This window comes from Devosia riboflavina (assembly GCF_000743575.1).
In the GTDB taxonomy this organism is placed as follows: Bacteria; Pseudomonadota; Alphaproteobacteria; order Rhizobiales; family Devosiaceae; genus Devosia; species Devosia riboflavina.
The window spans coordinates 222,658-234,845 of sequence record NZ_JQGC01000003.1; the positions used below are offsets into that span (position 1 = coordinate 222,658).

General features: G+C 62.7%; 11 protein-coding genes. 4 read left to right on the top strand and 7 right to left on the bottom strand.

Annotated features, from left to right (window positions below; genetic code table 11):
• Window positions 1-27: 27 nt before the first annotated feature.
• The 7 genes from JP75_RS04240 to JP75_RS04270 form a co-directional block, all read right to left on the bottom strand.
• Window positions 28-771, bottom strand: coding sequence for an ATP-binding cassette domain-containing protein (locus JP75_RS04240; protein WP_035079670.1), 744 nt, complete (start codon window positions 769-771; stop codon window positions 28-30).
• 9 nt (window positions 772-780) lie between these two features.
• Window positions 781-1,980: an alanine racemase gene (locus tag JP75_RS04245; protein WP_035079673.1), complete on the bottom strand. Its 1,200-nt coding sequence runs from the start codon at window positions 1,978-1,980 to the stop codon at window positions 781-783.
• Window positions 1,981-1,991: 11 nt separating this feature from the next.
• A complete protein-coding gene (locus tag JP75_RS04250; protein WP_035079676.1) occupies window positions 1,992-2,981 on the bottom strand; it encodes an ABC transporter permease in 990 nt (329 codons plus the stop codon).
• Window positions 2,982-3,039: 58 nt separating this feature from the next.
• On the bottom strand, window positions 3,040-4,092 hold the full coding sequence (locus tag JP75_RS04255) for a substrate-binding domain-containing protein (RefSeq protein WP_035079679.1): 1,053 nt from the start codon (window positions 4,090-4,092) through the stop codon (window positions 3,040-3,042).
• A 23-nt stretch (window positions 4,093-4,115) separates the two neighbouring features.
• Window positions 4,116-5,369: a M20 family metallopeptidase gene (locus JP75_RS04260; RefSeq protein ID WP_035079682.1), complete on the bottom strand. Its 1,254-nt coding sequence runs from the start codon at window positions 5,367-5,369 to the stop codon at window positions 4,116-4,118.
• Entirely contained in the window at window positions 5,366-6,580 is a 1,215-nt protein-coding gene (locus JP75_RS04265) for an ROK family transcriptional regulator (protein ID WP_035079686.1), read from the bottom strand. Before JP75_RS04265 ends, JP75_RS04260 begins: the two co-directional genes overlap by 4 nt.
• A gap of 146 nt (window positions 6,581-6,726) precedes the next feature.
• Window positions 6,727-7,893, bottom strand: coding sequence for an MFS transporter (locus tag JP75_RS04270; RefSeq protein WP_035080214.1), 1,167 nt, complete (start codon window positions 7,891-7,893; stop codon window positions 6,727-6,729).
• A gap of 102 nt (window positions 7,894-7,995) precedes the next feature.
• On the opposite strand from JP75_RS04270, the gene JP75_RS04275 reads away from it, so the two are divergent.
• The 4 genes from JP75_RS04275 to JP75_RS04290 all read left to right on the top strand — a co-directional run bounded on the left by JP75_RS04275 (window position 7,996) and on the right by JP75_RS04290 (window position 11,987).
• Window positions 7,996-8,901, top strand: coding sequence for a LysR family transcriptional regulator (locus tag JP75_RS04275; protein WP_035079689.1), 906 nt, complete (start codon window positions 7,996-7,998; stop codon window positions 8,899-8,901).
• 109 nt (window positions 8,902-9,010) lie between these two features.
• Entirely contained in the window at window positions 9,011-10,063 is a 1,053-nt protein-coding gene (locus JP75_RS04280; protein WP_244446250.1) for a LacI family DNA-binding transcriptional regulator, read from the top strand.
• A 149-nt stretch (window positions 10,064-10,212) separates the two neighbouring features.
• Complete coding sequence (locus tag JP75_RS04285; RefSeq protein ID WP_244446251.1) at window positions 10,213-11,088, top strand: ABC transporter permease; 876 nt, start codon at window positions 10,213-10,215, stop codon at window positions 11,086-11,088.
• Window positions 11,088-11,987, top strand: coding sequence for a carbohydrate ABC transporter permease (locus JP75_RS04290; RefSeq protein WP_035079695.1), 900 nt, complete (start codon window positions 11,088-11,090; stop codon window positions 11,985-11,987). Before JP75_RS04285 ends, JP75_RS04290 begins: the two co-directional genes overlap by 1 nt.
• Window positions 11,988-12,188: the final 201 nt, after the last annotated feature.

The following is a 12,188-nucleotide window of genomic DNA, read 5'->3' on the forward strand; positions in this document are numbered from 1 at the left end:
GGGCCCGCGCACCAGATATCAAACAGCCTAGACGCCAGTGATCATCGACACGATCTCGTTCTTGTCGGTCTTTGCCGTCTCGCGCACCCCGATCTGCTTGCCGCGGCGCAACACGCAGATGCGGTCGGAAAGGCGAAAGACCTGGTCGAGGCTATGGCTGATGATCAGGACGCCAATGTCACGCGATTTGAGCGCAGCCACGGTTTTTTCGACCTTGGCGGTTTCGGCGACGCCAAGCGCGGCGGTCGGCTCATCGAGCAGCACGAGTTTGCGCGCCCAATGAGTGGCGCGGGCAATGGCGATGCCCTGCCGCTGTCCGCCCGAGAGATCGCTGATGGTCGCGTGGGCCGATGGAATGCGCACATCGAGCTCAGTGACGAGGCGCTCGGTCTCGGCGATCATCTGCCGTCTATCGAGGACGCGGAACGGACCCTTGGTCAGCTCGCGCCCGAGAAAGAGGTTCATATAGACCGGCTGCTGATCGACCAAAGCGAGGTCCTGATAGACGACCTCGATGCCATGCTCGCGCGCCTTGGTGGCGTTGGGCATGGAGACTTCCTGTCCATCGATGCGGATGGCGCCCGAGGTCGGAGCATAGACGCCCGAGATGATTTTAATGAGCGTCGACTTGCCGGCACCATTGTCGCCGACAAGGGCAACGACCTCACCGGCCCGCACATCGAGGGAAAAGTCTTCGATGGCAACAATGCCGCCAAAGGCCTTACGGATATTGCTCAGCTCCAGCACGGGAGCGCTTGCGGTATCGAGCATCGTTCCCTCCTAGACCGGCCAGCTTTCGGGCTCGCCAAACCCGTTCTCAATGCTTTCAACCTTCGGATTGCCCGAGGCAATACCGGAAACGCCGACGACATAGGCGCGGGTGACAAAGGCCTGCCCCCGGAAGCCAAAAACGGCTGTGTCACCGGGACGGGGCACGCGGGCACTCGTGGCGTCGATCATGGCATAATAATCGATCGCCGATGGCGGTGGGATTTCCACTTCGAGGAGAGAAGCGGCATCGGTCGCGGGCTCGGGCGAAACCAGCGCCTTGACCGGATAATCGGGAAAGATCGGATCGATGTAAAAGCCGCCGCCGAAGCAATAGGCCCGCCCGCCCGAGAGGTGGGACACCTCCGTGAGATACAGCACGGCCGGCAGTTCGGGCAGGTCTTCCACCACATGCAGCGCCGTGGTGCCGTGGATGCCATTGCCAGGCTCGCACTGGGTGGCGCCAGCCTCTGCAAGACCCTTCAGCAGCACCGACGAGGTTGTGCCTGGAGCATTGATTTCGATGTCGCGCCGACCGGCCCGGCGCAGGGACTCCGCGGCCCGCGACAGCGTCGTCAGGTTCGGCGTCGGCTTCACTTTCCGGCTCTCGTGATCGAAGAGCAGCGCCGGGAACGTGGTGATACCGGCAAAACGACCGCCTTCGATGCGGTCGAAACCATCGGCGACCGCAGCGATATCAGCCGCCTCGAACCCGCCTTCGTGGCCGCGATAGAAGGTGTCGCCTTCCGCCTTGATGCGCGCGAGGAGGTTCTGGCGATAGCCCGCCTTATGCGCGGCGCGGCCGGCCTCATGTGCCTTCTCGGCGTTGAAGACGGTCCAATAGTCGGGCCTGAAAGTGCGCGCAGCAGCATCGGCTTCGGCGCGGGGGACCTGGGAGAGATGGCCAAGATGCCCCACTTGCATGCCGGCGCGATGGGTGGCGCGAGCACAAGCCATGTCGACGGCCACGGACTTTTCGATGCCGCCGCGCTGAACCGCATGGCAGAAGCTGGACGAGCGCCCGACCTGCTTGGTCATGGCGAAAATCTTGAGGCCGTTCTTGTCGGCCTCGGTCTTGAGCGTGCGGGCATTGTCTTCGACCGCATCGAGATCGAGCACGTAGGAATTGGCCGGGATCTGGCCGGATTGATGCAGCGCCATCGATGCTTCGATGAAGCGCGGATTGCGGCGGCGGAGAACGTCGAGAAACATGGTTTGTTACCTCAGCGAGTCTTTTCGCGCAGCGACACGGCGACTGCGACGAGAATGATGAGACCGCGAACGATCATCTGATCGGAAACCGAGAGCCCCATGAGAATGAGGCCATTGTTGAGCATGCCCATGAGCAGCGAGCCGACCAGCGCGCCGATGACCGAGCCCTTGCCGCCATTGAGCAGCGTGCCACCGACGATGACGGCAGCGATGACCGTCATCAGGTCGGTTTCGCCCAGCGTATATTTGGCGGCCTGGAGACGGCCGGCATAGAGGAGACCCGCGAGACCCGCCAGGCCACCGCTGATCATGAAAACCCAGAGCCGGATGCGCGACACTTTTATGCCGGTAACCTGCGCGGCGCGGGCATTGTCGCCGGTGGCGAGGACATGGGCGCCGAAGCGGGTCTGGCGATAGATGACATGGCCGATGGCCACAGCAACCACCGTCCAGATGACGAGGGACGGAACGCCGAACAGCGAACCGGAGCCAAAGATGCCGGTAAAGAGCGGATCGGTGACCGGGATCGAGCGCAACTGCGTAAGCGAGCGACCAATACCGGCGACGAGCCCCATGGTGGCGAGCGTCACGAGGAAGGACGGCAGGCGCAGCCAGGCGATCAGCACCCCATTGATGGCCCCGACGAGGAGGCCCGCGCCGAGCCCGGCAAGAATGCCGACCGGAAAAGCGGCGGCAGGCATGGCGGCCATGGCCATAGCGGCGCAGAGAGCCGAGACGGCGACGGTCGAGCCGAAGGACAGGTCTATGTCGCCGGCCGACAGCACGAAGACGAGGCCAATGGCCATGATCGTCGCCGGAGCGGTTTGCAGCACGATGTTGACGAGGTTGCGCTGGGTCAGAAACCCGCTATCGCGCAGGACCACGGCGAAGAACAGGAATATGGCGAGGAACCCGACGTAGACAACATATTGCTGGAGATTGATCCGCGCGAGAAGGGCTCGGACAGGACTTGCCGGGGCGGCCGGACTGGACGCGGACATGGCGAAATTTCCTTGCATAGGGAGGCCGGGCAGCGAACTGCCCGGCCGAGCCGAACTATTACTTTGCGCTCAGCACGGAAGCCGGCGCATCGCGATGCAGGGACTGCTGCCAGCCCTCGGCGACATTGTCCGCGGTGACGGTCAGGGCCGGAGCAACGACAAAGGCGGGGACCTCTTCGCCGAGCAGGCCCTTGAGACCGGCAGCAGCCATGGCGCGGCCCAGTTCATAGGCCTCGTCAGCGACGAGACCGACCACATTTCCGCCCTTGACCATGTCGAGCGCTACCGGCTCGGAAAGATCGAGGGTCACGATCTTGGTCGTGGTGTTGCCAGCACTGCGAAGGGCCGCCAGCACGCCATCGGCCGGTTCCGCCCAGGTAACATAGATGCCGTCGAGATCGGGGTTTTGCAGCAGCATGGCATTGGCCAGCTCTTCGGCGCGGGCTGGATCGGAAATGCCCTGTTCGGCGACGATTTCGATGCCGGGATAATCGGCTTCGATCGTGGCTTTGAAGGCATTGTCGCGCTGGTTGGTCACATAATAGTCGGCGTCATGGAAGATCCAGCCGACCGTGCCTTCGCCGCCAATGGATGCTGCGAGAACGTCGGCGGCCTGCTTGCCCATCTGGAAGAGGTCGTCGGTGACGATGGCGGCATAGTCGGTGCCATGGACATAACCGGCGGGCAGGTTGGAGAGGAAAACCAGCTCCGCACCGGCGTCGATGGCGCCACGAAAAGCTTCGGCCGAGGTGACCGGATCGAGCGGCAGCGACAGGATGACATTGGGCGAAGCGGCCAGCGCGGTTTCGATGTCCGAGCGCTGCTTGGCGGCGTCAAAACCGGCGTCGGTGGTGACGACGACATCGACACCCGCGCGGGCGAATTCATCATTGGCGCCGGCGGCGACGGCATTGATGAAATCGGACGAGGTGTGCCAGAGGAGGGCCGCCTTATAGCCCTTGCCCTGAAGCGCCGCGATGTCAGCGTCGGTGAGGACGACTTCCGAACTCGGGGTCGCGGTTTCGCCATTGGGTCCGATGGTCTGGGCCCAAGCAGGTGATGCGATAAGTGTACTGGCGAGCAGGGCTGCCAGCATGGTTGTGGTCTTCATCTTTTGCTCCCTTGATGAAAATCCTAGTTCCCTTCCACCCCGCAGAAGCGGGTCATGAAATCGGCAAAAGCCACCACGCCAGCGAGATATTCCTCGACGCTGACGCGCTCTTCAAAAGTGTGGCAATTGCTGATGTCGCCCGGGGCGCAATAGACCGCCGGGATATTGAGGCCGTTGACGAAGAACGGCGTTTCCGACCAGAAAGGCGCCCCCTCGGCGCCGCCCCGGCCGGGCATGGCTTGCCCCACCGCATCGCCCAGCATGGCAAGCGCGGGATGGTTCGGATCGATCTCGGCCGCCGTGCCGCCCAGCGCGTGGTCGCGGCCGGCGGGATAGGCTATGTCGACGGTAATAGTGGGATCGGCGACGGCACCGCGAATGACCGCTTCGAGTTCGGCCGCCGCCGCGTCGAGGCTTTCGCCGGGCAGCAGTTTTCTGATCAGCGAGAGCGTGCAGCGCTTCGGCACGGCGATGAATCCGCCGCCATTGAGCGTAGTGATGAGCAGGAAGCCACGGCCGACAAGCTTGTGCTCCGCCCGCGCTGAAATCTTGTCCGAATGGGCCCAGAGGGCCGACATGACCGCATGGCTCGCCTTGAGAGCGTCATGGCCAAGTTCGGGCACGCCGAAATAGGCTGATTTTCCGGTGATCGTGATATCGGCGATGAAAAAGCCGATCTGCGCGGCATAGACGGCAAGCTTGGTCGGCTCGGTGTAGACGACGAAATCGGGCCTCGGCAGGTCGCCCGAGGCGATGCGGGTAGTATGGGCCTTCACCCCGGCGGAAACGCCGGTGCCCGGCTCGCCGCTTTCCTCGTCGCCGACAAAGGCGAAATCGACGTCGCCCATAAGCTTTATGCCGGCGCGATCGAGCAGGCTCAGCGCCGCCAGGCTGGTGCAAATGCCGGCCTTGAGGTCGCCGGAACCACGACCCCAGATTTCACCATCGATGATAGGGGCGCCGAATGGGTCCTCACGCTCATCACCGGCCCAATGCTCGCGCCAGCCTTCCACATGGACCGTGTCGGTATGCCCGATAAAGAGCAGGCGTTTTCCCGCTCCACTGCCTTTTCGCGTGCCCCAGACATTGGGACGACCGGGCAGAAAATCTGCTGTTTCGACATTGCCGATGCCGCGTGCGCGCATCTGCTCGGCGAGATAGGAAACGAAATTGGCTTCATTGCCGGTGACACTGTCCCGGCCGATGGCACCGCGCAGAAGCGCAATGGCGTCATCCCGATCGAGCGCGGCGCGCAACTGGTTGCCAAGCCCGCTCATTTGAGCGCCTCGCGCATGGAAACGGCATTGGCCGGCGGCAGGGAAATACGCGATTCCGGCGCATCGGCGCCGAAGAGCGTGTTGTGGAGGTGGCTGAGACCGATGGCCGTCGCGCCGACCAGGGCGGCGTGATCGCCCAATTCGCTGGCCTCCACTTCGACGGGATAGGGGAAGCAGGCGGGCAGGACGCCGATCACCCGCGCCACCAGCTCCTGGCGACTGCCGATGGAGCCGCCGAGAATGACCTTGTCGGGATTGGTGATGGCGGCAATAGCGCCGATGCCGCGTGCCAGCAGCTTTGCGGTTTCGTCGAGCACAGCCACCGCATGTGCTTCATGCGCATTGGCCTTTTCGAAGATCGCCGGCACGGTGGCATCGATGCCCGCCAGCGCGCGATAGCGCGCCACGATGCCGTAGGAGGCGGTCAGGCGCTCAAAGGCGCCCGCGCGCAGTGATTCCGGCTCGAAGGGATCGGCACCGAAAGGCAGGAAACCGAGTTCGCCGGCCGCATTGCCGGCGCCACGAACCAATTGGCCATTGACCATCAAGCCGCTGCCGACACCGGTGCCGAGCGCGATATAGGCAAGGTTATCGAGCCCCTGCCCCACGCCGAGCCAGCTTTCGCCCAGCACTGCGAGATTGACGTCGTTTTCGAGCATGACATCGCAGCCGAGCGCTTTTTGCAGCGCCGAGGCAACGTCCATCTTGTCAAAGCCGGCGATATTGGGCGCCAGCAGCACGCGGCCCGTCTTGGCCTGTGGCGCGCCGGGCACGCCGACAACAGCAATGCGCAACTTGTCCATGGCAACGCCACCCTGGGCGGCCACTTCGCGGGTCAACCGGCCGATCTGGGCAATAATGGCATCACCACCTTCCGGGTCGGTCGGCTCCATCATTTCGGCAATGACGCGCGAGGAAAGATCGCAAATGGCGACCCGCACCTTGGTGCCACCCAGATCCACAGCGCCGATATAGGCGGCAGAGGGAATGATCTCATAGGTGACTGCCGTACGACCCACATGTCCGCTGGTCCGTCCGGTTTCCTGTACCCAACCCTCGTCCTCGAGCTGTCGCATCACTTCGGAAATGGTCTGCTTGGAGAGACCGGTCTGCTTGGCAATGGACGCGCGCGAAATCGGGCCATTCTGAACGATGGCCTCCATCACGGAGCGCAGGGAAAACTGGCGAGAAATGCGAACAGCCTGACTCAAGACGGACGCCTTAATTAGTTCGGTGTGGTGACGAACTAATCATTTAAGCACACAGCGTGTCAAGTGTGAGCACGAGGGGCAAGGCAAGCGCGGCCCCGGACAATGGACATCCGGGGCCGGGCCGCGATGAAGTGCGGCGCACGAAGCTATACTGCGGCCGCCACGGCTGGACGGCCGGACCGGACCGCGGCAAGCGCGATGGCGATCGCCAATAGCGGGAAAATCGCAGCGATCAGCGGCACATAGGCGAGGCCTGGTCCATGATCGATGACCAGACCACCGACCCAGGCGCCGATAGCATTGCCGAGATTAAAGGCGCCGATATTGAAGCTCGACGCCAGGCTCTGGCCAGCGCCCTTGGCATTGGAGAGGACCCACATCTGTAGCGGGGCGACGGTCGCAAAACCGGCGGCGCCGAGAAGACCGGCGAAGAGCACGGCAGCGATGCCATTGTGCAGCGCCAGCGTGGTCACGCCGAGCACCAGCGCCAATGCGCCAAGGGTTACGACGATGGCACGAGCGAGATGGCCATCGGCCAGCCTTCCACCAAGGAGATTGCCGGCCATCATGCCACCGCCGAAGACCAGCAGGATCGGCGAAACGGCACTATCGGGAAAGCCGGTGATTTCGGTCAGGAGCGGCGCGACATAGGTGAAGACGGCGAAGACGCCGGCATAGCCGAGTACGGTCGTCAGGAGGCCTAGCAATACCGGGCCGCTGGCAATGACGCGAAGATCGGCGCGCCAATCGGATGGCTCGGGCTTGCTGCGATCACGCGGCACGAGGGCGGCAACGATGCTCATGGCGATGATGCCGACGGCAGTCACGGCCCAGAATGTCATGCGCCACCCAAAGCTTTGACCGAGCCAGGTGCCGAGCGGCACGCCGAGCACGGTCGCGACGGTGAGGCCGGTGAACATAATGGCAATGGCCGAGGCCTGCCGGTCCTTGGAGACGAGGTCGGTCGCCACCACCGCGCCGACGCCGAAGAAAGTGCCATGGGCAAGAGCCGTCAGAATGCGGGCGGCCATCAGCCATTCATAGCTTGGCGCCAGCGCACAGGCGGCGTTGCCGATGACGAAGATGGCCATGAGACCGACGAGCACGTGCTTGCGCGGAAAGCGGGCACTGAGGGCGGTCAGGATCGGTGCGCCGATGGTGACGCCGAGGGCATAACCGGAAATGAGTAGGCCGGCGGCGGCGATGGTGACGTTGAGTTCCCGGCTGACGTCGAGAAGCAATCCCATGATTACGAATTCGGTGACGCCGATGCCGAAGGCGCCGGCAGTGAGGGCATAGAGTGCCAAAGGCATGATGCAGTCCATCTTGCTGAATGTGGTTGGTGCAAAGATAGACCGAGCTGTTGCGGTGAATTAGACTGCGAGAAAGAACAGCACTTGTGAGTTGAAGTCATCATGGCGCGACTGGAGGTCAATCGATCCGGCGAGATGGAAGTGTTCGTCAGCGTCGTGCAGCTCGGCGGATTTTCCCCGGCAGCGCGGGCGTTTCGGATGACGCCATCGGCGGTGAGCAAGCTTATAGCAAGGTTGGAAGAACGGCTCGGGACGCGGCTACTCAACCGGTCCACCAGGCAATTGCAACTGACGCCAGAGGGCTCGGCTTTTTATGAGCGGGCGCGCGATATTCTGGCTGATCTTGAGGATGCAGAGCGGGCCGCAGGAATGGGCGAGCAACCGGTGGGGCGGGTGCGGATCAATACCAGCGCGTCCTATGCCAACCATGTGCTGGCGCCGATCCTGCCGGAATTCATGCAACGATTTCCAGGCATTACGCTCGACATCGTGCAGACGGACCTGGTGGTAGACCTCCTTGCCGAACGGACGGACGTGGCCGTGCGGGCCGGGCCGCTCAAGAGTTCGAGCCTTGTCGCCCGCAAGCTGGGGGAGACGACGCCGACCATTGTCGCCTCCCCGGCCTATCTCGAGCGCTGCGGCGAGCCCCAGACGATTGCCGAGTTGGAGCGGCACAATCGCCTGGGCTTTGGCTATGCCCGGACGGTGGATGGCTGGCCGCTGCGCGAGGATGGCAGGACAATCGTCGTGCCGCCCGCCGGGCGCGTGCAGACCAATGATGGCGAGGGCATGCGGCACCTGGCGCTGGCGGGCGTGGGCTTGGCGCGGCTTTCCATGTTCACGGTGCGGGACGATATCGCGGCGGGCCGGCTCAAGCCGGTGCTTGCGCATCTCGAAACCGGCGAGATGGAAGCGTTTCACGCCGTCTATGTCGGACAAGGCGGGCCTCTGTCCTCGCGCATCCGCGCCTTGCTGGACTTTCTGGCCGAGCATGGCCGGATCAACTGATCTCTCCGTCAACCGAAGGCACGCAAAAATCTCATTCGGTGACGGATTGGTTGTGGGGCGGTTGACATTTGGATAACGCGTGGTAACGTTCCCACGAAGGTCATGATAATTGACCACGGAGGATCTGCCGTTGCGCAAGCGCCGGCCTACCATCATTGATGTGGCCGAGCGGGCCGGGGTGTCGAAAAGCACCGCGGCGCGCGCCCTTGCGGGTGCCGAGAGCATCCTCGATGAGACGCGCGAGCGGGTGCTCGCGGCGGCGAAAGCCGTTGGCTATGAGCGCAATCACCTCGCGGTGGGGATGCGCTCAGGGCGTTCCGGCATGTTGGGGCTGGTTATTCCCGATATCACGAATCCCTTCTGGGCCGATGTGGCGCGTGGTGCGTTGGATCGGGCGGCGGAGGCGGATGTTTCGCTGCTGGTGTTTTCCTCGGACTGGGACCCGGCCAAGGAAGAGAGCCATTTGCGGGCCTTGCGGCGGGCGCGGGTCGACGGGGCCATCGTCAATCCGGTTTCCGATGCGCTCGACGATCTCGACAAGTTCGGCCTGCCCTTCGTACTGATCGGCTCGAGCGCCGAGCGCTTTGCCGATGTGTCGAGCGTGGGTTCGGATATTACCCAGGCCGTTGAACTGGGGCTCGATCATCTCGTCTCCAAAGGGCATCATGCGCCGACGCTGATCGTCGGCCCAAAATCGCGCCTGGCGCGGACGCGCTTCTTGAATGCCGTGCAACGGCACAGCATCAAGCGGGATGTCGATCCGGCGCAACTCATTGTCGAAGATGGCGAATATACGCTCGAAGGCGGGCGTCTCGCCATGCTGCGGCTGCTTGATCGGCCGCGCCTCGGGCATATCTGCGTGTTCGCCGCCAATGACATGATGGCCATCGGCGCCATGATGGCGGTGCGCGAGCGCGGGCTGCGCTGCCCCGAGGATGTTTCCATACTCGGGTTCGACGGCATCCCCTCGGGCGCCTTTACCTTTCCGGGCCTTACCACCATTGCCAAGCCCGGTCGAGATATCGGCGCGCGGGCGGTGGAGAGCCTGTTTGACGAAATCGAAGGACGGCCGGAACACGGCCGCGTCTATATGCCTTGCCGGCTGATCGATCGGGCTTCGCTCGCGGATCTGTCGCGCGAACCCCGCAAACTGGCGGGGTAGGGAGGATCTGACTGATGGCAGAACCAAGTGCTGGCCGCATTGCTGCACCCAACAATGGGAACGTTCCCAAACCTGATGCCGTTTTGGATAACGGAGGGCGGGAGTTCGCTAACAGACTGTTACCGTCTGGCGTAACGTTCGGGGCGCAAGTGCGACAGTGGTGGCCCTATTACGCCATGATGGCGCCGGGGCTAATCTTCTTCATCATCTGGCACTACGTGCCGATCTGGGAAGCCAAGATGGCTTTCGAACAGGTGCGCATCATCCCGCCCAATATCTGGGTCGGGCTGAAGAACTTTCAGGTCCTGTTCTCGTCGCCGATCTTCTATCAGGTGCTCGCCAATACGCTGATCATTTCGGGCATGAAGATCATCTTCGTCTTCCCCGTGCCGATCATCGTTGCGCTGCTGCTCAATGAAATCCGCAGCGGCAAGCTGCGCGGCACGCTGCAATCGGCGATCTACCTGCCGCACTTCCTCTCCTGGGTCGTCATCTCGGGCGTGTTCATTGCCCTGCTCTCGCCCACCGATGGTGCGGTCAATCAGATTCAGACGGCGCTCGGCTTCCAGCCGGTGAGCTACATGACCAATACCGGCACCATTCGCTGGGTGCTGGTGATCTCGGAAATCTGGCGCTCGGCCGGCTGGGACAGTCTTCTATACCTTGCCGCCATCTTCGCCATCGATCCGCAGCTCTATGAGGCCGCCGAGATGGATGGGGCCAATCGCTGGCAGAAAATCTGGCACGTCACCATTCCCGGCATCGTGCCGACCATCGCGACGCTCTTCATTCTCAATATGGGCATGTTCCTCAGCGCCGACCTCAACCAGGTCATCAACATGCAAAACGACGTCAACGCTTCGACGATCGATATTCTCGACACCTATGTCTATCGACTGGGTCTCTCGACCGGCGAATACGCCCTCGCCACCGCCGCCGGGCTCTTCAAGGCCGTCATTGGCATGATCCTCGTGATCACCTCGCATCTCGTCAGCAAGAAGCTGACCGGCAAGGGAGTGTGGTGATGTCGAGCCAAGTGCGCCGCAGCCCGCTTGAGCGGGTCGAATATGTGCTCATTGTTTCCACGCTCCTGCTGCTGGTGGTGTTTACCCTGCAGCCGCTGCTGAACCTGCTTGCTTTGTCCTTTTCGGACCCGAGCAAGGTGGCGGGGTTCTCGGGGCTCTCCATCGTGCCCGATGGGTTCTCGCTCGATGTGTGGACGCTGCTCTTGCAGCATCCCAATGTGCAGCGCGGGCTGTTCAATTCGGTCTGGATGACGACAACCAGCGTTCTCATCGGCGTGATGGGGACAGCGCTGATGGCCTGGGGCCTGTCGCGGCCCGGCCTGCCAGGCCGGCGGCTGATCTTTCTGATGGTGCTCGTCACCATCGTTTTCGAGCCGGGCATCATTCCCGACTACTTTCTTATGAAGCGGCTGGGCCTGCTCAATTCGCCCTGGTCGGTGATCCTCTACAAGGCGGTCAGCGCCTGGTACCTGATCATCCTCGTGCGCTTCTTCGAGGAGATTCCGAAGGAGCTGCTGGAAGCCGCCGAGCTCGATGGCGCCAATCCGTTCCAGACCTTTTTCCTCGTCGTGCTGCCGCTGGCAAAGCCCGCGCTCGCCACCATTGCGCTGTTCTACTTCGTGTTGCACTGGAACGAGTTTTTCCGCTCGATGATCTACCTCAACGACCAGACCAAATGGCCGCTGCAGGTGGTGCTGAGGCAGTTCGTTATCGAGGGCGACAAGATCGCCATCGTCGGGGCGAACAATGCCAACAACAATATCGGGCTGGCGCAGATCAATATCCGCGCGCTGAAGGCCGGGATGATTTTCATCACCATCCTGCCGATCCTCGCGATCTACCCGCTCATCCTCAAATATTTCACCAAGGGCACCATGTCGGGGGCGCTGAAGGGATGATGCTGGGGCCGATCAACATTCTCGATGGTCGTCACCACCCGGCTTGTCCGGGTGGTCCATGGGCGCCGCGGCATCGCTGGATTGCCCGGACGAGCCGGGCAATGACGACGTGGCGAGGGCCGGGCGAGAGAACCGACGCCGCTGGCGGGGAGCCACTGAGCCTAAAATTTCAAAAATACCGCGAGAGCGGGAAGACTAAAA